At 69.6% G+C, this 19982-nt stretch carries 22 protein-coding genes; 8 read left to right on the forward strand and 14 right to left on the reverse strand.

The features are described from left to right. Window positions 1–64 precede the first annotated feature (64 nt). The 10 genes from AMK24_RS33515 to AMK24_RS30130 form a co-directional block, all read right to left on the reverse strand. Window positions 65–2158 carry a hypothetical protein gene (locus tag AMK24_RS33515; protein WP_073772068.1) on the reverse strand — a complete coding sequence of 698 codons (2094 nt, stop codon included), beginning with the start codon at window positions 2156–2158 and terminating at the stop codon, window positions 65–67. Between the two features lie 274 nt (window positions 2159–2432). Continuing rightward, complete coding sequence (locus tag AMK24_RS30090) at window positions 2433–4490, reverse strand: hypothetical protein (protein WP_073772069.1); 2058 nt, start codon at window positions 4488–4490, stop codon at window positions 2433–2435. 83 nt (window positions 4491–4573) lie between these two features. After that, window positions 4574–5116, reverse strand: a complete 543-nt coding sequence (locus AMK24_RS30095) for a DUF6197 family protein (protein ID WP_073772070.1) — start codon at window positions 5114–5116, stop codon at window positions 4574–4576. 118 nt (window positions 5117–5234) lie between these two features. After that, window positions 5235–5561 (reverse strand): hypothetical protein, encoded by a 327-nt coding sequence (locus tag AMK24_RS30100; protein ID WP_073772071.1) that lies wholly within the window; start codon window positions 5559–5561, stop codon window positions 5235–5237. A gap of 73 nt (window positions 5562–5634) precedes the next feature. Further along, the gene (locus AMK24_RS30105) at window positions 5635–5820 is read right to left on the reverse strand and encodes a hypothetical protein (RefSeq protein WP_073772072.1); all 186 of its coding nucleotides are present in this window, start codon (window positions 5818–5820) and stop codon (window positions 5635–5637) included. 51 nt (window positions 5821–5871) lie between these two features. Continuing rightward, entirely contained in the window at window positions 5872–6057 is a 186-nt protein-coding gene (locus AMK24_RS30110; RefSeq protein ID WP_073772073.1) for a hypothetical protein, read from the reverse strand. After that, window positions 6047–6241 carry a hypothetical protein gene (locus tag AMK24_RS30115; protein ID WP_073772074.1) on the reverse strand — a complete coding sequence of 65 codons (195 nt, stop codon included), beginning with the start codon at window positions 6239–6241 and terminating at the stop codon, window positions 6047–6049. Before AMK24_RS30115 ends, AMK24_RS30110 begins: the two co-directional genes overlap by 11 nt. After that, a complete protein-coding gene (locus AMK24_RS34390; protein WP_073772075.1) occupies window positions 6241–6633 on the reverse strand; it encodes a hypothetical protein in 393 nt (130 codons plus the stop codon). The genes AMK24_RS30115 and AMK24_RS34390 overlap by 1 nt, the downstream gene beginning before the upstream one ends. A 179-nt stretch (window positions 6634–6812) precedes the next feature. After that, entirely contained in the window at window positions 6813–7535 is a 723-nt protein-coding gene (locus AMK24_RS30125; protein WP_073772076.1) for a hypothetical protein, read from the reverse strand. Window positions 7536–7848: 313 nt separating this feature from the next. Continuing rightward, window positions 7849–8244, reverse strand: a complete 396-nt coding sequence (locus tag AMK24_RS30130) for a hypothetical protein (protein WP_073772077.1) — start codon at window positions 8242–8244, stop codon at window positions 7849–7851. A gap of 263 nt (window positions 8245–8507) precedes the next feature. Here AMK24_RS30130 and AMK24_RS30135 point away from each other — a divergent pair, with 263 nt between their 5' ends. The 3 genes from AMK24_RS30135 to AMK24_RS30145 all read left to right on the forward strand — a co-directional run bounded on the left by AMK24_RS30135 (window position 8508) and on the right by AMK24_RS30145 (window position 11046). After that, window positions 8508–9260: a GntR family transcriptional regulator gene (locus AMK24_RS30135; RefSeq protein ID WP_073772078.1), complete on the forward strand. Its 753-nt coding sequence runs from the start codon at window positions 8508–8510 to the stop codon at window positions 9258–9260. Between the two features lie 182 nt (window positions 9261–9442). Continuing rightward, a complete protein-coding gene (locus AMK24_RS30140) occupies window positions 9443–10480 on the forward strand; it encodes an AAA family ATPase (protein WP_073772079.1) in 1038 nt (345 codons plus the stop codon). After that, window positions 10477–11046, forward strand: a complete 570-nt coding sequence (locus AMK24_RS30145) for a phosphotransferase-like protein (RefSeq protein WP_073772080.1) — start codon at window positions 10477–10479, stop codon at window positions 11044–11046. The genes AMK24_RS30140 and AMK24_RS30145 overlap by 4 nt, the downstream gene beginning before the upstream one ends. Before the next feature lie 7 nt (window positions 11047–11053). Here the strand turns inward: AMK24_RS30145 and AMK24_RS30150 are convergent, their stop codons facing one another. Together AMK24_RS30150 and AMK24_RS30155 are read right to left on the reverse strand one after the other, a co-directional pair. Next, complete coding sequence (locus AMK24_RS30150; RefSeq protein ID WP_079190707.1) at window positions 11054–11893, reverse strand: DUF1932 domain-containing protein; 840 nt, start codon at window positions 11891–11893, stop codon at window positions 11054–11056. A 4-nt stretch (window positions 11894–11897) separates the two neighbouring features. Further along, window positions 11898–12545 carry an HAD family hydrolase gene (locus AMK24_RS30155; protein WP_073772082.1) on the reverse strand — a complete coding sequence of 216 codons (648 nt, stop codon included), beginning with the start codon at window positions 12543–12545 and terminating at the stop codon, window positions 11898–11900. Window positions 12546–12596: 51 nt separating this feature from the next. Here AMK24_RS30155 and AMK24_RS30160 point away from each other — a divergent pair, with 51 nt between their 5' ends. From AMK24_RS30160 to AMK24_RS30180, 5 genes are all read left to right on the forward strand, one after another. Continuing rightward, entirely contained in the window at window positions 12597–12863 is a 267-nt protein-coding gene (locus AMK24_RS30160; RefSeq protein WP_073772083.1) for a helix-turn-helix domain-containing protein, read from the forward strand. 365 nt (window positions 12864–13228) lie between these two features. Then, complete coding sequence (locus AMK24_RS34395) at window positions 13229–14404, forward strand: hypothetical protein (protein ID WP_199876539.1); 1176 nt, start codon at window positions 13229–13231, stop codon at window positions 14402–14404. Then, window positions 14401–15798 carry a replicative DNA helicase gene (locus tag AMK24_RS30170; RefSeq protein WP_073772085.1) on the forward strand — a complete coding sequence of 466 codons (1398 nt, stop codon included), beginning with the start codon at window positions 14401–14403 and terminating at the stop codon, window positions 15796–15798. The genes AMK24_RS34395 and AMK24_RS30170 overlap by 4 nt, the downstream gene beginning before the upstream one ends. A gap of 277 nt (window positions 15799–16075) precedes the next feature. Next, window positions 16076–16687 carry a hypothetical protein gene (locus AMK24_RS30175; protein WP_158072184.1) on the forward strand — a complete coding sequence of 204 codons (612 nt, stop codon included), beginning with the start codon at window positions 16076–16078 and terminating at the stop codon, window positions 16685–16687. A 21-nt stretch (window positions 16688–16708) separates the two neighbouring features. Further along, window positions 16709–17794 carry an XRE family transcriptional regulator gene (locus AMK24_RS30180; protein ID WP_073772087.1) on the forward strand — a complete coding sequence of 362 codons (1086 nt, stop codon included), beginning with the start codon at window positions 16709–16711 and terminating at the stop codon, window positions 17792–17794. Window positions 17795–18056: 262 nt separating this feature from the next. Here the strand turns inward: AMK24_RS30180 and AMK24_RS30185 are convergent, their stop codons facing one another. Then, window positions 18057–19376: a pentapeptide repeat-containing protein gene (locus tag AMK24_RS30185; RefSeq protein ID WP_242435317.1), complete on the reverse strand. Its 1320-nt coding sequence runs from the start codon at window positions 19374–19376 to the stop codon at window positions 18057–18059. A 94-nt stretch (window positions 19377–19470) separates the two neighbouring features. Then, a complete protein-coding gene (locus AMK24_RS30190; protein WP_073772089.1) occupies window positions 19471–19974 on the reverse strand; it encodes an IS5 family transposase in 504 nt (167 codons plus the stop codon). Window positions 19975–19982: the final 8 nt, after the last annotated feature.

Consider the following 19982-nt stretch of genomic DNA (forward strand, 5'->3'; position numbering starts at 1 on the left):
AAGGGGGGCGGGCCGCGCACGGTGAGTGCGCGGCCCGCCCTGGGTGGTGCTGGGTGTCGGCCGGTCAGACGTCCCACATGGCTTCGCCCTGGTCCCCGTTGCGGGGGTCCTCGTGGCGGGCGATGTCGGGGGCGTGGAGGCGGCGGAAGGACGGCATCAGCTCTTGCGCGGCGGAGGCGGCCTGCATCAGGAGCTGGTGGACCGTCGCGAGGGCTTCGACGACCGTCTTGTCGACCGGGTAGACCTCGTTGGAGCGGGTCTGGAGCAGGCTGATCGTGGCGGCGATGTTCTCGATCCCGGCCGGGACGCCTTCGTACTCGGCGGCGATCTGCTTCATGTGGCCGGGCTCGTAGCGGGCGTAGACGTGGGCGATGTCCTGGGTGACCGCGACGAGCCGGGAGGGCTGGCGCTGGTCGTAGCCGCCGTCCGCACGGCGCTCCAGGATGTTCCACATGTGCTCGCCGGGACGGGGCTCCTCCAGGCGGCGCAGGTCGTGCTCGTGGACCTTCGCGAACAGGGGGCCGACTTCCTGGGCGGCTTCGGCGGCCCGGTGGAGCAGGGCGTAGACCTGGGCGACCTGGTCGGCCATCCGCTTGTCGGCGGGGTACTTGTCGGCGGTGTTGACCGCGAGCTGCCGCAGCGCCTCGCCCACCGAGGCGACACTCTCGGTCAGCCCCCAGTACTCGGCTGCGACAGCGAGCATCATCGGCGGCTCGTAGGCGGCGTACGCCTGGCGTACGGCCTCGGTCTCGGTCTGGAAGACGGACACGCAGTTTCCTCCGAAGTAGTCGTTGCCGAACGGGTCGGCAGGGGGGGTGGTGGTGTGGCCGGGCTCGTCGAAATCGGTCGCGACGTCGGGGCGGGTGTCCGCGACCCAGCGGTCCTTGGCCCTGGCCATGAGGCGGGTGTGGACCTTCTTCGCGACGTGGGCGGCCCAGCGGGTGCAGCGCACCCCCCACTTGGTGCCGTTGCGTGGTGCCAGGCGCAGGAAGCGCAGCAGGCCGCCGGTGGCGACGGCGACGCTGCGGCCGATCAGGCCGGGGACCATCGCGATCGCGCCGACGGCTCCGGCGGCGACCTTCGCCGCCGCGCTGCGCAGCAGGTACCGCATACCGGCCTTGCCCTTCTTTACTGCGGCGGCCCAGGCGATGCGGGCCCGCTTGCGGGCGGTGTTGGCGGCCTTGGCCACGCCTCGGCGGGCGGCGCGGGCCTTGGTGCCGGCCGACCGGGCGGCGGAGGACCCGGCGACCGCCCGGCCCGCCTTTACAGCGGCGGCCGTGGCGCGCAACCCTGCCCGGCCCGCCCGGCGGGCGGCGGCAGCCAGGGTGCTGCGGCTCTTCCCGCCGGCTTTCCCGGCAGTGCCGACTCCGCTGGGACCGGTAGAGGTGCCGCCGCTGGTGCCGGCCCCGCCCGCGCCGTTGCGGCGCAGGCCCAGGCGGCGCAGCAGGCCACCCTTCCCGGCGCTGCCAGAGCCTCCCTGACGGCCTCCCAGACCGCCGGACGTCCCTGCACCCGCCCGGCCGCCCGTTGCAGCGCCCAGACCGCTGCTGCGCAACCCTGAACGGGTCTGTCCCCCACCGGCGTTGGGCCGGGGGGGCTTCGTCAGCGACATGCCCCGGCTGGTCCCGGGCCGGGGGGAGGGAACGCCGCCGCCTCGTCCTGCGGGGCCGCCCCGCCCCTGGCCCCGGCCGCCGAAGGCACCGGGCGTGGAACCGCGGAGCTTCGATCCGGCGCGGCCGGTGCTGCCGAGCGCGGAGCGCTGGCCGCCACCGCGGCCGCGGCCCGCGCCGAAACCGCTGCCGCCGCCACGGCCGCCGCGCCCGCCTCCGAGGGGGCTGTTGCGGGCGGCACGGCGGGCGGCGACCGCAGCGACGACGACGCCGCCCCCGGCCACCACTCCGGCAGCGGTCACCAAGCCGATGGTCCCGGCCGCCCCGTACAGGGCGGCGCCGCCGGTGGCGGCGGCCTCGGTGCCGAACAGGGCCAGCGGCAGGGCCCGGACCGGGGTCCGCGACGACGCCTTGCCGCCGCCGCTGTCGGTGCTGGTGTCGTCGGCGGGGGTCTGGTTGAGGGTGATCTCGATCGGGGTGTGCTGCCCGTCCGAATCGGCCACCACCGTGGTGGGCTCGGGCGGTGCCTTCGTGCTGGTGTCAGACACTGGTGTGGCTCCTTCGGGAGAGAGGCCGTTCCCGGCCGTGGCCGTGAGAAGCGGGCCGGGAACGGCTGGTGCGGCCTGACGGCCGTGGCCCGCCACCAGACCCGCCCCAGCGCCGGCGGGGGCCGGGCGGCAGGGACGGGGGCTGGGTGCGGCCATGCGCGGTCAGGACGTGCTGTACTCAGGGGGCTGCGGACTGTTTTCCGGCAGTCGCGGCGAGGGCCAGCCCGATTCGCGCGGGCTGGCCCTCACTGATGTGTGCCGGGCTCGCCCGGTCTCACGAGACCTGCTGGTAGCGGTTGCGGGCGATCTCAAGGCGGCGGCCGGCTGTGGCGCGTGAGACGCCGAGGACGTCCTTGGCTTCGTCGACTGAGACGGACTCCGCACCCTGGCGCCGGTACATGAGACTGAGGAGCGTGGTGACCTGCGCCTCGATCTCAGCGTCCCGGGCGAGGGTGGGGCGGCCGGTCTCACCGGTACGCAGCGGCACCAGGTCCCCGCCGCCGCCCGTGGTGGCTGTCTCACGGCCTGGCCTGCGCGTCTCACCCGACTGAGACGCCGTCTCAACCGTGTTCACCGGGGCGTCCGTCTCAGTGGGGGCCGTCTCAACCGCCCGGGGTGTCTCACCGGCTTCCGTCTCAATGCCGAGTGCCGGGCCGGTGCGCGGGCGGGGGAGCGTCTCACCGGGGCCGGTGAGACCGGCGGCCGGGGGGTGCCCGGTCTCACCGGCGGGTGCGGTGCGGCTCGTCTCATCCGCTTCGCCCTCGCCAGAGGCGGCGGTCTCACCGGGGCCCGTCTCACCGGTCTCACCGGGTTCCTTGGTGATCTGGTGGATCCGCCACATCACCCACGGGGCGATCGCGGCGACTGAGACGATGAGCCACCACAGCGGCTTGCCCTTCTCATCCACGCCCACCAGTCCGGCGTCGGCGAGGTGGTAGATCGCGTTCGCGGCGACCATGAGGATCAGCGCCCCGGCGACGTCGCGGTGCCGGCGGAAGGCCTGCACGACGTAGACGTCGATCGCCAGCGGCAGCGCCCAGGCGACCTCTGCGGGCCAGCCGCTCAGCTTGGCCAGGGCGAACTCGCCGGTGGCGGTGAGGATGATCGTCGCGCCCAGGGCCACGCGCGGCCCCCAGGTGTTGACGAAGTTCTTCCTCTTCTCCTGCTTCGCGATGAGCGCCTGGGCCCGGGCGACCTCCGCGCGGGTGGCCTCCAGCTCCCGCCGCGCCTTGTCTTGTTCGGCGTAGGCGCGGTTGCGGACCTGGTCGGCTTCCTGCCGGGCGGCGGCGACCAGGCGGGCCGACTCCGTCTCAGCCGTGGTGATCCGCTCGGCGGCGGCCGTCTCCGCGCTGGAGATGGCCCCGGCCGCCTTGGCCTCGGCGAGGGAGCGGACCGTGAGGACCTCTTCCTCCGCGCGGGCCTGCGCTGCCTGAAGGACCTGCTGCGCCTGGGACCGTGTGTCCTCGGCGTCCTGCTCGGCCTCGGTCACCAGGTCGGCGGCCTGGCCGCGGGCGTGGTCCAGGAGGCGGGCCGCGTCCTCCTCCGCGGTCGCCAGGTCCTCGCGGGCCCGGGTGCGCAGCTGCTCGGAGTCCTTCTCCGCCTGCTGGCGCATCCCGGCCGCCGCCTCCCGGCGGGCGGCGGCGTCGTCCTCGGCGGCGGCCACCAGGTCGGCGGCCCGCTGCTTGGCCTCCTGGACCAGGTGGGCGGCGTGCTCGGCGGTGGCGTCGGCTTCCGCCTGGAGGCGGTCCTTGTCCTGCTCGGCCTGGGCGAGCAGCTGGGCGGCGCGGGTGCGGGCGGCCTCCACCGTGCGGGCGGCTTCCGTCTCGGCCTCGGCCTGGAGCTTCTGCGCGGCCTGGCGGCGCCGGGCCAGGGTCTGCTCGGCGGCCGCAAGGTCGCCGTCGGCGATCGAACGGGCGCGCTGCACGGTCTCCTCGGCCGCCGCAATCTGCTCCTCGGTCAACGTCCGCATCCGGGCCGCCTGGTCCTTGGCGGTGGCGAGGATGCTGTCCGCCTCAGCCTGCGCCGTGCGGGCGGCGCTGTCGGCCTCCGCGCTCTGGCGGCGGGCACGGTCCAGGAGGTCGTCGGCTTCGGTGCGGGCGGCGGCGAGCAGCTGGTCGGCCTCCGCGCGGGCGGCCGTCACGATCGCCTCGGTGTCGACCACCGCACCCGCCGGCTCCGGCTCAGGGGTCGGCGCCGGGGTGGGCTCGATGGGCTCCGTGATGGTGGTCGTCGGCTCGGCCGCAGACGCCTTCGCGGCCGTCTTGGTGGCGGTGGTCCGGGTCGTCGTCTTCTTCGCGGGGGCCTTGCGGGCGGGGGCACGTCGCGTGCTCACAGGCGGGGATCCTTTCGATGTACGGCTACCGGGCCGCCCCCTGGGGGAGGGGGCGGCCCGGCAGAGGTTGAACAGGGGGTGGGTCAGGCGGCCTCGGCGGTGGCCGGGGCCGGGTCGCCGTAGGTACGGGCGAAAGCGGCGGCGGCGGCCAGGAGGCCGAAGACCTCCTCAACCCGGCGGGCGGGGTGCTGGTCCCAGTCGTTGTAGTTGGCGCGAGGTGCGCCGGTCAGGGCCCGGATGAGCAGCTCGAAGATCCAGTCGAGCGCCGTGCGGGTGTCGCCGCTGAAACGGTGCTCGGCGTCGGTGTTCTGGGCGCGGGTCAGGGCGTCGCGGATGCCGCGGCCGGCCTTGAAGGAAGGGCTCCAGCCCGCGGTGCGCAGGTAGTCGGCGGCGGCCTCGGCGTGGAGGGCGATCTGCTCGCCGGTCAAGGACATGCCGCTGGGGCCCCAGCGCAGCCAGTCGGTGTAGGTCTCCAGCGCCCAGGCCCGCTCGATCAGCGAGGCCGGGGTGGGCGGCGGGGTCGCGGCGGCGATCGTGCCGGCGGCGAACACCTCGATGTCGCGGACCAGCTGCCCCTGGGCCTTCTCCAGCTCCAAGGGGGTCAGTCGGCGGCTCAGCTCGGACATGAGGATTCCTCTCGGTGCGGTGACGGACGGGCTGTCCGGCTCCCCGTCACCGCCCGCCCCGCCACCCCCCGTGAAGGGGGCGGGTGGGGCGGGCGGATCAGGCAGCCGTCAGACCGGGTCACCAGCCGTTGAGGAACGCCTCGTAGTACGGCCAGCCCATCAGGGCGGCGGCAGCGTGCTGCCGTGCGTCTTGCGCTCCGCGCCGGTGGATACCGGCGGCGATGGTGTGGCCTTTGCGGGCCAGGTCGTGGGCCAGGCGCTGCTGCCCGGCCGCCGACGCCTGCCACGCTTCGGCCTCGGCCTGCATCTCACGGTGGGTGTAGAGCGGAGGGGGAGGTGGGGCGATCTCACCGATCGCGAGGTACCGGTCGATGGTGGCGGGGCTCCAGGTGGTGGGGCCGCTGTGCTGGTCGCGGAAGGCGTCAGTCGTGAGCGTGGGCGTCATTGCGTACTCCTCAGCGAGGTCGGGTCAGCAGACGGATGGAGCGGTACGGGCAGGAGAGGCAGCAGGCAGACCGTCAGGCCGCCAGCGGGCGGGGCGGGCGGAGGCAGGTGGCGGCGTGCTCCTGGGCGAAGCCGTGGGTGATGCGGAGGGTCCAGGCGTACTCGCCGCAGCCGGTGCACTCGCTGCTCAGGGAGCCGTCGGTGTCCCGGTAGACGTGTACGTCGGCCCCGGCCCCGGTCGGGAGGGTGCTCACGAGCACGGGGGCGGACGGGGAGACGGGGGGAGGTCGAGGCGGCGATGGAGGTGACGGTCATGGGGTGCCTCTCTTCTCGCGGAGGTGGTTGAGGTAGGCGTCCTGGAGGCGGGTGAGCCGCTCCCACAGCCGGGCGCCGTCCAGGCAGCCGGGCTGGGTGGTGGTACAGGCGCCGCAGCCGGCGGCGTGCTCGCCCCAGGCGCGGTGGGCGTCCATGTAGCGGGTGTAGAGGTCAGCGGGCACGGCGGGCTCTCTGCGCGGGTGCGGTATGGATCGCGTCCACGGGGTAGCCCCGGTCCCACGCCCTGGCGGCCGCCGTGGAGGCGGCCGCCAGGAGCGCGAGGGTGAGCGGGTGGGCCAGACCGTGGACGGTGAGGGCCCGGACCGCGAGGTACTGGGCGGTCCGGGCGGCGCGTATAAGAGCCACTACTTCGGGCGGGACTCGCTGCGCCTGTTGGCGTCGCGGACCTTGTCGCTCAGGTCCTTGCGCTCCTGGTCGTTGAGCGCGGTGACGCGGGGGCAGCCGTGCCCGGTGCAGCTCCACCGGTGGCAGAGCCCGCAGGCGTCGTCGGACATCGTCGGCCGGTGCAGGATCAGCACGGGCTGACGGGTGTAGCCGGGATCCATCTCCTGGAGGGTGCGCCGCGCCCGGCGGCTTGCACTCGCGGCGTGGTTGTCGCCGTCGACCACCAGCTGCTGCACGAGCTGGTGGAAGCGGTCGGTCTCGTCGCGCTCCGGTCCGCGGGCGTCGTCGTCTCGGGTCATGTCGTCGGCGAGCCCGGCGTCGGGCGCGGTGAGAGTCGGTGCCATGCTGGTCATGCGCTATCTCCCTGGATTGAGGGTGGTCGCGTAGACGAACCCCCGGGGATAGGCCCCCGGGGGTTCGTCGTGTTCGGGGCGGGTGGGCCCCGCAGGCTGCTGTACGAGCAGCCGAGGCCCCGGCCGACCCTCACGAGGGTCGGCCGGGGCCTCGGTCGTTCGTCTTCGAAACTCCGCAGTCAGAACGGAATACGCGTCCAGACCGGGAAACGGGCGGCGCAGCGTCCGCAGTGAGACCGGCGAGTGATCCGGCACCATCCGGCAGCGACCGCGCTGGCGAGGCTGGTCTCGGTGGCACCGCAGTGCTCGCACTTGAGCTGGCCCTTTTCCGGCTGCTCAGCAGCCTGGCGGGGGACCAGCCGGTCCAGGGGCACCTCGGGGCCGTCGGTAGGGCGCGCGCCCTGCGGAACACCGCGCCGCAGCCGGTCGGCCTGCCGCACACGGTGGAGCGCGGCGGCCCACTCAGCGCGGCGTCCGATCGCCCCACGCCTGCTGCGCCCGCGCAGGGTCTGGTCGGACTGAGGGCTGAGGGCCTTGGGCAGCACGGCGGTGGGCTGGCGGCTGGCGGCTTCCTTGACGGCGTCGGTCAGCGCCTGGTGCCACTCGGGGATCGTCATGTCCCACTCGATGCGGCGGTTGCTGCTGCGGCAGCGGATCGCGGCAGCGACATCCGCCCGCCCGGCGTGGTGCGGGACGAGCTTCTGCACCTTGCTCTGCATGCCGGTGACGGGCACCCAGGTCTCGCAATCGCCGCAGACCAGCGACGGCTTGAGCGGGTCGCGGAGGTCGATGTGCGAGGGCAGGAGGCTGGAGAGCTTGATGGCGGGAAGGTGGCTGACCCGCTTCGTACGGGTCCGGCGGGGGCGCTCTTTGGCGGTGGGCATCGCGGCGGTGATGGACATGCGGGATCTCCTCATGTGCGAAAGGGGGAGAGGGTGGCGTCGCGGTGCTCTCTCCGCCCGCCAGGCCGCACAGGTTGCCCCGGCGTCCTGAAGGACGGACAGCGCATAGCGCTGCGACGTGCAGTAGATAGTCGAGAACCCGGGGGATTTGGTGGTGCCATCAACCCCAGCCCCCTCTTGCGAGGCGGACGACTTTCTACGGTCTTGCGATGGTGCGGTGGTGCAAGGAGACCGATGATCCGGCTCCCACATCCGGCCGCGTACGAGACGGCGTCCGGGTGAGGGAGCCGGGTCCGTGAAGACCCGGCTGGAGCTAGGCCGCGAACGGCATGGACTCCGTGATGCGCAACTGCGCGGCGTAGGGGAGAAGGACGTCGACCAGGCGCTCGCGAACGAGCTTCATGGGGGTGAGATCGCTGACGACGATGTCTCGGGCCGCGTCGATCCGGGCGGTGATCTCAGCACCGTGGACGAGCGACAGCGCGTAGCGCTGGTCGACAGGCGCAGCCACGATCTCGGCGACGTAGCGGCGCATCTCCCGTTGCGTGCCCGCCGGCTCGAACATCTCCAGCGGCGTACCGAAGGCGACGTCCAGGTCCAGGTCGCCGAATTCCGGGAGCTCCACCTCGATCGCCTCGAGGAGCGCGAGCGTCTCAGCGTCGAAGTTCTCAGTGGCGAGGCCGACGGTGGGGCGCCTGGTGGTGTTCATGAGGTGGTGCTCCCTTCGGAGGTGCTGAGCTCGGGAGACGTCCCGATGGCGTGTGGGCAGGGCGAAGCAGCACCTCTTTGGCACCCCCGCCCCGACCTCGTTAGCGAGGTTCGTGCGCTTTCAGTACACCCATCCTCGTTAGCGATGTCAAGATGCACGTTAACGAGGTACGCTCGTCCGGCGGCTCCCTCACACACCGGGGTGCCCTTGCCGGTTCCTCGATAGCCAGCGGCCGTAGGATCGCTAACGAGGTAGGGAGATGTATGGCGAAGGACACGGGCGAACAGCGGCCTAAATACCAGCGGATTGCCGACGACCTGAAAGCGGCGATCGAGTCCGGCGAGTATGGCCCCGGCGATCGGCTGCCGGGCGAAAGCGCACTTGCCGCTAAGTACGAGGTCGCTGTGCTTACCGCCCGCCAGGCGCTGAAGATCCTGCGGATCGAAGGCTTGGTGGAGACGAAGAAGGGTGCCGGCGCTCGAGTCATCGAGTTCCGCCCGATCCGGCGTCACGGCATCCAGCGACTCGCACGCGAACAGTGGGGTGCTGGCAAGTCCATCTGGTCCGCCGACGAGGAACGCCCGGTCACGATCGATGTCCGCGTGGACACCGTGGCCGCGCCCGCACACATCGCCCGAATGCTGGACGTGGAGGAGGGCGAACCTCTCTGCGCTCGGTCCCGACGCTTCGTGCTGGCTGACAGGCCCGTCATGCTCGCTACCTCGTACCTGCCTCTCGGCCTGGCCGAAGGCACAGCGATCATGCGCGTGGACACCGGCGAGGGCGGCACGTACGCCCGGCTCGCTGAGCTCGGGCACGCGCCCGCTCACTTCCGCGAAGAGATTCGGTGCCGCCTGCCCGTCGCTGGGGAGGCCGAAGGGCTGGCCATGCCCCTGGAGCGCCCGGTCATCAAGCTGTGTCGCACCGCTTTCGACGCCGGGCTTGAGGCCGTCGAAGTGAACGAGATGACCATGGACAGCGCGGCCTACGTGCTGGAATACGCGTTCGATGCCTAAGCGGCTCAGCTCGTCCATGTCGTGCCCCCTGATGACTGGTCGTCTTGTGGGGGCCATCACACTCGCGAGCGCCGCTCCGCAACATCACAAAGCCTTGTCGAAGCTCGTGCACACCTGTGTTCACGGGTTTTCAACATCTACGTACACATGGGATTTGGAGCGTGAGCTCTAGGCTCGCGGCCATGACGATGACGGAGGGGCAGAGGGTGGGGAAGCAGCGAGCAGGATGGAGGCCGGACCGGCTGCGGGAGCAGCGTGAGGCCCACGGCCTGACCCTGGAGAAGGCTGGCGAGCGTCTTCGGGCGGTTGCCGAGCAGGCGAAGCTCAAGGGCATCCCCGCCGCGAATCCGCAGACCCTGTGGCAGCACGAGCAGGGCGAGGTCTTCCCCGGCCCCCACTACCGGCGGGCCTACTGCCTCCTCTACCGGGCGACCGAGCCCGACTTGGGATTCCGGGCGGCCCTGCCCGGGGAGGAGTCCTCCTTCAAACTCACGCCGCTAGACGACCGCTTCAACGGATCACACGTCCTGGCCGTTGAGCGCGCTATTCACCGCATCGCGCCGGGCTCGGACGAGGCCGGCCACTTCGATCTGCAGCAGCGAATCATCGACGCGTGGAAGCGTCGGCACACTGGCGGCGACCCTCACCGTCCGGTGCTCATCCTGGTCGGCGGTTTCGCCGGCAGCGGCAAGACCGAGCTGGCCCGCTTTCTGGTTCAACTCACCGGCTGGCCGCTGCTCGACAAGGACCCGCTCACCCGGCCGCTCGTGGAGCGCCTCCTCGTCGCGCTGGGCGGCGACGCGAACGACCGGCACACCGGCCTCTACCGCGAGCAAGTTCGGCCGGTGGAGTACGACTGCCTGATGCAGTCGGCCATGGCCAACATCAAGTGCGGCATCTCCACCGTGCTCACTGCCCCGTTCATTGCCGAGATGACCGACCCGGCCTGGATGCAGCGCCTGACCAACCGGGCCAGCTCGATGGGCGTCGACGTCTTCCCCGTGTGGGTGCGTTGCGACGAAGAGTCGATGCGCGAGTACATCGGATTCCGGTCCGCGGCCCGCGACGCGTGGAAACTGGCGCGCTGGGACGAGTACATGGCGACCATCGACCTGGAGCTGCGCCCGGCGGTACCGCACCTGGTCGTGGACAACCGGCTGGGCACCGCGGTAACGCTTGCGGACCAGGCCCGCCAGGCGATGGGGGCAATGTACGCGTGAAGCCGAAGCAGGGCGTGATCCTGTACGGCCCGCCGGCCTCGGGCAAAGACACTGTCACCACCGCGCTCAGCGACCTCCACCCCAGGTACGCGCAGTTCGCGCGGCTCAAGGTGGGGACGGGTAAGGCCACCGGCTACCGGATGGGCACACCCGAGCAGCTGCACGAGCTGGAGGCCGCAGGCGACGTCATCTACGCGAACGCGCGCTACGGCAACACGTACGTGATCGACCGGCCCGGTGTCGACGCGGCGTTCGCGGCCGGGGTGCCCGTGGTGCACCTCGGGCAGGTCGACGGCGTCCGGGCGCTGGTCGACGGCTACGCGGCCGACTGGTCGGTGGTGCTGCTGTGGTGCCCACGCGAAGTGACCGAGCAGCGGTCAGCGGGGCGCGGCGACAGTGACACCGCAGCGCGCCTGGCGGCGTGGGACGCGACCCGAGCGGACCTGGACGCGTACCCGAGCATGGCATGGGATCTGGCGGTGGACACCACGGCGTCGGCACCGCAGGACACGGCACGGCTCATCGACCAGCTGGTCGCGCAGCGGGCGGGGGCGGCGTCGGGATGAGCGCGGGCTACGGCTGGGCGAGTCGGTCCAGGGCGTCGGTGAGCGTGAGCTCGCTGTCGTCCTTGACGTCGTGCCACCGTGCCAGTGTGGACGCGGCCGCGCGCAGCATCTCCGGTGGAAGGCCGGCGGCCGCGAGCGCATCGGCGGCTTCCTCCAGCTCCGGACCCCACCGCCAGGCGCGAGCAGCGGTCTTGGCGACATACTGCGGCTCGGAGAGGTACGAGTCGGTGCGCCGGGAGGCGACCTCGATGAGCTCTTGGTCGACGCCGTGCTCGCGCGCCATCCCGACGGCGAGGGCCACCAGCACCCGCGAGGTCTTCTGGAACGACGCGTACGCCAGCTTCAGCGCAGACGCCTTCCCGACTTCTGTGCCCAGCACCGCTGTCCAGACCGCGGTGCCCGCGAAGAGGGCCTCGATGCGGGCGGTTGCAGCGGCGGGTCCGGAGAGGTACAGGGTTGGTGTCTTGCCGCGGACGGGTGGGGAGCCGACGACGCCGCCGTCCACGACGGTCGCTGCCGGTTCGAGCAGCGCGGCGATTCGCTGTGCCCGCTCGGGATTGATGGCGTTCGCCTCCACGTACATCCCGGCGAAGCGGTGCCCGGCGACGTCGCGGGCCAGGTTCTCGGCAGCCGCTGGCGGGCAGAGGCTGATGACGATGTCGCTGCGGTCCAGCAGGTCGGCCAGCTCGACCACCGGCGTCAGGCCGAACCGGGCGGCGCGCGCCGCAGACGCGGCGCTGCGCCCCGTCTCGCACCAGAGGACCGCGGCCGCGTTGGTTGTGGCGCAGGCGGCGACGGCGGCGCCCATGCTACCGGGGTGGAGGATGCCGACGGTCGGCTTGGCCACGGTGCTACTCCGTTTCATTGAGCAGGATGGTGATGGCGTCGGTGACGTCGTCGACGACGTGTTGCGCGGTCGGGAGTCCGTCGGGCCACGGTCGGCCGCGCAGCCAGATGGTGCGCAGGCCGGCCTGATGTCCGCCGCCGATGTCTCCGGCCGGGTTGTCGCCGATCATCCAGCCGCCGTCCGCGAGGCTGACGCCGCACCGGGACGCCGCGAACTCGAAAAGCCTCAAGTCCGGCTTGCGGATCTCCAGGTCGCCCGAGACGGCGACGCCGTCGGCCAGGGAGGCGAGGCCGGTCTCGGCGAGTTTGGCTCGCTGGATGTCGCCGGCCCCGTTAGTGATGATGCCGATCGTCCAGGCGGCGGCGCGGGGGCGGGCCAAGCCCTTGAGGACCTCGGGGCGGCAGGTGACGGCGGCCGACATGAGGTCGATGTACTCCTGCCACAGGTCCGCGGCCGATGCCTCCAGGCCGAAGGCGTCTCGCAGCCGGGTGAAGTCGTCGACAGTCGCGCGGTCGGCCAGCTCGATACGCAGCCACCCCTCGGCATCCGGGGGGAGCGCGCGGGAACGACACAGGCACGTCAACGCGTCGCTGAGCGCCGACTGCCGGTCAACCAGCGTGCCATCGAGTTCGAAAAGTACGAGGCGGGACACGTATACGCACCCTACCTACCCAGACGTATAGATCAATGTATAGTTACGAGGGTGAAAGAGAGCCACGTAGACCCAGTTGAAGCCCTGCTGGCGCGGCCGACCCTGCCATCGCCGGAGGTTCGGGCCGCATTGCGCCAGGCTGAAGGGCTTACCCAATTGGAGGTAGCGACGGCCCTGGGCGTAACGCGGGTGGCCTTTCACCGCTGGGAAACAGGCCAGGCAGAACCGCGTACGCGCTCCCGAAATGCGTACCTAGATCTGCTCCAACGCCTCGCCAAAAAGCACCCGCAGATAGGGCTGGAGAGTAGTTCGGCGTAACCCCGATAACGCAGTAACGGTCCCCGTCGCCACAACGAGGACCGTTCAACTGCAAAAAAACCCGACTCGGCCTTGCCATAGACCACGAGTCGTGTCCGGTGAGGTGACCTCGCCGGGGGTGATTCCCGTGAACCCGTCTAGGGGTTCGCGTAGTCACCTCTACCCAGGATAAGCGCCCCACCACGCGGGACGCCACCACCAACAGGTCACATCCGCCGGCATGACTCCCCGAACAGGGGAGATCCACCCATGTCCCGCCCGCACCACCTCCGCCGCCTGGCGGCTCCGCCAGCCCTCTCGGGCCTCCGCTTCGCTCCCGTACGCGCACACCGCGCCCAGCTCGTCACGGTCAGTGAGGTATCGCGGTGAACAACCCGACCATTGATGAGACCGGGGTCCTGCGCCGGGGCAAAGCTCCGGTCAGCGGTGTATCGGTCCCCGGACCCATCGGATACGGCTCGCTCCTGACGCACAGCCTTGACTATGTCGTGATTCTGCATCTGCTGTTCAGCATTGCGGAAGGAGCGTCCCCGACCCCCCTGAAGGTCTGGAAGGAGTTGCAGGCACGGGGTATCAAGTCGTCGAAGAACGTGGCCGAGCTGGTCGGCAAGAACGCCGTCTACGAGTCGTTCGGCCGGTTGATCGAGGCCGGACTGGTCCGGCGCGTCGAGGTGCCCAACGTGCGGCCAGGACGCCGTCCGACGATCGCCTACGACGTCTACGACAACCCCGCGTGGAACCCTGACTGGCAGGCCCAGCAGGTCGGCAGCGACCCTCTGATCCCTGAAGAGCCCGCAGCGGGTCATTCTGCAAAACCGCAGGTCAGCCCACGTCCCGGAACGCCGGACGTGGCGTTCGGGGAATCTGTCAAAACCGCAGGTCAGCCCACGTCCCGGAACGCCGGACGTGGCGTTCGAGGAACTGGCGTCCCGGAACGTGGGACGCGACGCGTTCCCGCAGGTCAGCCCACGTCCGGCGTTCCGGGACGTGGTGAGCCCTCCCCCCCACACCCCCCGGAGGAGGAGGATTCCTCCTCCCCCAACCCCCTCACGCGCACCACGGGGCCGCTCCCGTCACAGCGGGAGGAGGAGCGGGAGTTCGCTGTCGAGGAGATCGCAGCAGCGCAGGACTTCCTCCAGCGGATGGAGCGCTGGCAGGCGGGGCTGGCGACGGCACGCAAGTGCGCACCGCGTCTGCTCCGGGCGATGCGGACGCAGGGCTGGCCGACGCTGACCACGATGGATGCCGACCAGCGCCGGGTGCTGGAGGCCGAAATCTTCAAGAACACCGGCGGGGCCACGTCCTGGGTGAAGTGCCTGCCGGGCTGGGTCGATGACCTGTGCCTCTACCGGCCCCCTGCCGCCACGACTCCCGCCGCCGGCCCGGCCCGTGGCACCGCACCGCAGACCTCCGCCGAGCTGCGGGCCGCCTGCCCGGACTGCGACCCCTACGGCTGGGTCCTGGACGACGACGACGACAAGCCCAACCGCCGCTGCACCCACCCGGGCCTCGCAGCCGAGACGACCGAGGAGCAGCAGTGAGCAGCACGTTCGATGAGGCCGTAGCCCTGGACATCCCCGGGCAGACCTCGGAGGAGACCCCGGAGGCTGCGACCGCCCGGGTCGAGGCCATGGTGCTCGGCGCCTGCCTGATGGCGACGCCCGCCAACGACCCGGTCCCCGCGGTCGCTCAGATCCTGTCTGATGACGGCGACTGGTACCGCCCGCACCACGAGACGATCTGGCGGGCGATCCTGGCCCTGCACGCCCGCAGCAAACCCACCGGGGTCCCGATGGTCGAAGCCGAGCTGCGCCGCAGCGACGAGCTGGCCAAGGTCGGCGGGTTCGTCCAGCTCTCGCAGATCGCCGCCCAGGCCTGCCTCGCCGTCGAGGTCGAGCACTACGCCGAGATCGTCCACGGCTACGCCCGGCTGCGCCGCTACCAGCAGGCCCTCACCCGCGGGATGCAGACGGCCCGCCGCGCCGACCCGGTCGGCGTCACCGACGCCATCGCCGCCCACCAGGCCGAGCTGGAGCACCTGGCCGCCGACCAGAGCGGCGACGACGGCATGTTCGGCCACTTCTCCGACGGCCTCCAGGACCACCTGGACAGCCTGGAGACCACGGTGGAGGCCGCCGCCGTCACCGGACTCACCGAGCTGGACGCAGTCCTCAAGATGCGGCCCGGCAACGTGATCGTCGTCGCGGGCCGGCCCGCGATGGGCAAGAGCGCGGCCACCCTCGGCATCGCGCTCGCCAACGCCGCCTCCGGGCGCCCCACCCTCGTCCACAGCCTGGAAATGGGCCGCGGCGAGGTCACCAACCGCGTGCTGTCCAACCGCAGCCGGGTCGCCCTGCACCACCTCATGGACGGCGGCGACGCCATCACCGAGGACGACTGGACCCGCATGGCCCGCCGCCTCCCGGAACTCGAAGCCCTCCCGCTGTGGATGGACTACACCCCCCGGGTCACCCCCGCACTCGTCCGCACCCGCATCAAATCCCTGATCCGCCAGACCGGCCGCGCCCCGCTGGTGATCATCGACTACATCCAGCTCATGTACACCGACCAGCGCAACTCCCGCCAGACCACCTACGACCGGGTCAGCGAAGTCAGCCGCGAAATCAAGATCATCGCCGAGGAGACCGGCGCCGTCATCATCTGCTGCGCCCAGCTCAACCGCGGCTCCGAGCACCGCGAGGGCAAGATCCCCCAGACCTCCGACCTCCGCGACTCCGGACAGCTGGAACAGGACGCCAGCGCCATCGTCCTGCTGCACCGCGAGGACGCCTACACCCCCGAGAGCCCCCGAGCCGGGGAAAGCGACCTGATCCTCGGCAAGAACCGGAACGGCCCCACCTGCACGGTCACTGTCGCTCACCAATTCCACTACAGCCGCCTACGCGACATGAGCGCCGAGAACGCCCCTGCATGACCCGCTCGCAGGCGATCTTCCCACCCCGCCCCCCCCCAACGTTGCCGGGATGGAGATCGGCGCTCAGGAGCCTGCAGGGACGCCCGTCGGAAGGGGGAAGCTGACCATCCTCGACGGGGGCCGGGCGCATGACAGATTCGAACAAGTGTGCAATGATCACCAAGGTTTCAAAAAATAGCCCTCGTTTCAGGTACGGTCCTTGAAACCGACCGTGGGAGGGGATCTAGTGACCGGCAGTGAAGCGCACCAGACTGACGCTCGGCTGAAGCAGCTCGGCGTGACCAAGGAGTTGTTCCAGGACGCACTGGACTGGGCGGGCGCCGAGGCCCGGATGTGCACCGACTTCGACGCACCGGCGATGGCTGGCATCACGTTCTGGAGCAGGACCAACCGCTACCTCGCGGAGCACCTGACCGACCCCGAGAAGCAGGACCCCGTCTGGAAGTACACGGCGCGCGACAGCATCCTGCGCGTCGTCCACCCCTCGGGCAGCCACGCCATCACCGCGGTCAGCGGATCCGGCGGCGTGGGCGACCTGGAGCGTTCGGTCCGGTCGAAGAACCCCAAGGGCCGGGTCATGGCCCAGCTCGTCGAGAACAACGTGCGCTACGAACGCGGCGGCCAGGGAGTCTTCAGCTCCCGGGACGAGGTCGAGTTCGGCGGAGAGCTCGACTCCATGCCCCTGTGGTTCCTCCTGTACGAACGAAACGACGCGGGGGAACTCTCCGCAGAACTCTCCCTTCCAGTAAAAATGGAAGGGCAGTACGTGAATAAGTGGAGTGAGCGGATTCCGCTCTTCATCCACACCGACCCGGGCCTCGACATCGCCCTCCTGGACGCCCCCGACAACGGCGACGACCCGGACTTCGATATCAGGAAAGCCCACTAAACAAGACGGGAGCTGAGGAAAGTGTTCACCCCCGAACGACTGGTCCTCGCACGCAAACGACGACGCATGACGCTCGCGGAACTCTCCCGCCAATCGGGCTACTCCGCCCAGAGCATCACCGCGTTCGAGAATGCGCGCAAGAACCCGTCCGAGGAAACACTTTCCTCACTCGCAGCAACCCTGCGCTTCCCCCTGTCGTTCTTCCACGCCCCGCCGGCACCGGACATGGTCCCCGGCGCCGTCAGCTTCCGGGCCCCTTCGAAGATGAGCGCGGCCGAACGCGACAGTGCCCTCAGCTGCGGCTCCATCGCCGCCACCCTGAACAACTGGCTGGAAGACCACTTCACCCTTCCCGCACCCGACGTCCCCACCTACACCGATCTGACCCCCGAGCACGCCGCCGGGCAGGTCCGCGCCGACTGGGGCCTGGGCGAAGCGCCCGCGCCGAACATGGTCCACCTCCTCGAAGCCCACGGCGTACGCGTCTTCTCCCTCGCCCCCGACTGCCTGGACGCCGACGCCTTCTCCACCACCCGCCACGGCACCCCCTACATCCTGCTCAACACCCGCAAGACCGGAGAACGAGGGCGCTTCGACGCTGCCCACGAACTGGGCCACCTCGTCCTCCACAGCGGCACCAACACCCCACGAGGCCCCGCGGCCGAAGCCGCAGCCGATGCCTTCGCCTCCGCCTTCCTCATGCCCAAAGCCGGCATGCTCGCCCAGCAGGTCAACAACGCCTCCGTCGAGCGCATACTGAGCGCCAAACGACGCTGGGGCGTATCCGCGATGGCCTTTGCCTACCGCCTGCGCACCCTCCAGCTCCTCTCCGAGTGGCGCTTCCAGCAGACTGCCAAGCAGCTCGCCCAGCTCGGGTACCGCAAAGGCGAACCCGGATCCACCATGGTTCGCGAGAACAGCAAACTGATCTCCAAAGTCTTCGAAGCACTACGCGCGGACAAAGTCCCCGTAGCCGATCTGGCGAAGGCGGTGCACATCTACCCTGAAGAGCTCAACCACTACGTCTTCGGCCTCGCGCCTGTCAGCGTCCGCGGCGGAGAACAGAAGACCGCACCTGTTCGCCCCGGCCTCACCCTCGTCCGATAGCTGCGATCAGGCATGAGATAAGGGCTGTCCCGTAACTCAACGCAGGCCTGGTTGGAACTCCTCTGAGGTGTCAGGTTGTCCGATTCCGAACCGTCTTGCCGCCTTCAGTAAAACCTCAAGTAATCGGCACATCCGGGACACCGTTGAACGGCACCAGCAGTTACGGGACAGCCTTTAGCTAAGTTCGCCGGTACACATTCTCGGCCGGTATGCTGTGGGATCAGCGCGGAGGCCCTACGGAGGAGCTGGTCTCGCTCATTGGTCAACGCTTGACGCGGTTACGGATCGCCAAGATGGCCAAGCCCAGAAGGACTGGTTCAGCAATACGCGAGGTCATTTCGGTGTACGTGCCGGCCGTGGTGAGGTCCTGACCAGAGGAACGGAAGACCACTGAGTTGATCACCACGCGCAACGACTTCTCGAATCGTTCCGTCGTGACCCGCTCGCGCAAAGGTCCGGTGGGGTTGACCGGAGCGGGGGTGTCTGTGGTCAAGTGAATGTTCTGTCCAGACTGGCGGCCGTGCGTGACCGGTTTTGGATCGTCAGCGGGTAGCCCCCATACCATCATCACCGCCACCGTCGCAATCATTGCCGCACTCAGCCAGCCCAGCGCCCGGCCAGCTCGCAGCCCGTAGCCGGATAGTGCCCAGTAGGCGTACAGCAGCTTGCGCTCGGCGGGGCTGGTTTCGTCCGGGTCATGGCGGCGCATCTCCATTTCTCCGTAATAGAAGTCTGCAGCTCCTGGCTCGTTCTTCCCATCTTCAAATGACTTCCGCAAAGCGCGGTAAACCGGTGACAATTGGACCGGACCCGCTTGCCCGGAGACCGCCTCAGATGAATTCCATCCCTCCATGGCGCTCGGCTGCCTCGCGCGCCAGTGATGTTCTTCAGCCAGGGTGCGACGCCGTGTGAATCGTACTGGCAAAATTCCCCGCCAGCCTGTACCGGAAGGCACTCCGGAGAACCGACAGGCACCCTCCATCCGGATTTGATCCAGATGTACTGTTCCAGTGAAGAGACAGCTCGACAAGTCCACGTTGGCCAGAACCAAGTGAGCCGCATCTACGCCACGCAGCGATATAATTCTTACGGAGGCATCGGATGCACTGTTGAGTGCACTCTCGCCTACAACTGTTCCGTCCGAGAGGACCCATGGCGCGTTATCCGAGGCAATTGTGACTGGATATTCAAAGACTGCGTGAGATAGGTCAGCAGAGGCGTAGCGCAGTCGCAACTCGGCTGTCGAAGACCATTTAGTGCGTCGGCATACCACGCTCTTTGCGGCCAACATCAATGTCACAGGTCTGCTGAAAGTGGCCCCCGAGAACCTTGCCTCGCCTGCGCATACCAACGGGCCCAGTGTATCGGTCTGCTCGAACTCTGCTCCTGCGAACGTAACGGACTCTTTGAATGTCGCACGAGAGAACCAGGTCCGCCCCTTGAATATCGCGGAATCGAACCAGGCGTTTTGGTGAAATTTCATTTCCCTGAACTGGGATTGCTGTTCGAAGGTCGTGTTTTGGAAACCGATTTCGCCCTTGCATGCTGCATGGTCGAAGTCGGCGCGTCCGCCGAAAATCACCGAGTTGAACTCTGCTTGCTGAATGAATCTTGTATTCTCGAAAATGACGTCTGACTGGAACGAGGCAGAGTTTAGATAAGAGCTCGTAACACGATCATGGTCGGGTCCTCTTGAGGCGTCGGTAGCAGATGAGGCTGCAGGCGAGGGAGACGAAGGCGTCGTGGAGTTCGGTGCGGCGTTCCCAGCGCACAGCGAGTCGTTTGAAGTGGTGGAGCAGGGCGAAGGTCTGCTCGACGACGTAGCGGAGCTTGCCGATGCCCTTGATGTTGGGTGATCCCTTGCGAGAGATGACGGGCAGGATTCGTCGGCGACGGAGCTCGTCGCGGTTGGGGCTGGAGTCGTAGCCTTTGTCGCCGAGAAGGGCTTCTGGTCGTCGGCGGGGCCGGCCGGGGCGGCCTGCGACGGGTGGGATGCCGTCGACCAGGGCGAGGGTCTGGGTGACGTCGTTGACGTTGGCCGCGGTCGTGATGACCTTGAGCGGGGTACCGCGTCCGTCGCAGATCAGGTGGTGCTTGCTGCCCGTCTTCCGCCGGTCGACCGGCGACGGACCGGTGTCGGCGCCCCCTTCTTCGCGCGACTGTGGGAACCATCCACGCACCCCCGCGA

Source organism: Streptomyces sp. CB02366 (assembly GCF_001905905.1).
Classification (GTDB): domain Bacteria; phylum Actinomycetota; class Actinomycetes; order Streptomycetales; family Streptomycetaceae; genus Streptomyces.

What these genes read in the sequence shown, in the direction of transcription:
- AMK24_RS30135 (WP_073772078.1), top strand. Translation starts at nt 8,508, where the DNA reads ATGGCGAAGGACACGGGCGAACAGCGGCCTAAATACCAGCGGATTGCC.
- AMK24_RS30125 (WP_073772076.1), bottom strand. Translation starts at nt 7,535, where the DNA reads ATGTCCATCACCGCCGCGATGCCCACCGCCAAAGAGCGCCCCCGCCGG.
- AMK24_RS34390 (WP_073772075.1), bottom strand. Translation starts at nt 6,633, where the DNA reads ATGACCAGCATGGCACCGACTCTCACCGCGCCCGACGCCGGGCTCGCC.
- AMK24_RS30100 (WP_073772071.1), bottom strand. Translation starts at nt 5,561, where the DNA reads ATGACGCCCACGCTCACGACTGACGCCTTCCGCGACCAGCACAGCGGC.
- AMK24_RS30130 (WP_073772077.1), bottom strand. Translation starts at nt 8,244, where the DNA reads ATGAACACCACCAGGCGCCCCACCGTCGGCCTCGCCACTGAGAACTTC.
- AMK24_RS30095 (WP_073772070.1), bottom strand. Translation starts at nt 5,116, where the DNA reads ATGTCCGAGCTGAGCCGCCGACTGACCCCCTTGGAGCTGGAGAAGGCC.
- AMK24_RS30140 (WP_073772079.1), top strand. Translation starts at nt 9,443, where the DNA reads ATGACGATGACGGAGGGGCAGAGGGTGGGGAAGCAGCGAGCAGGATGG.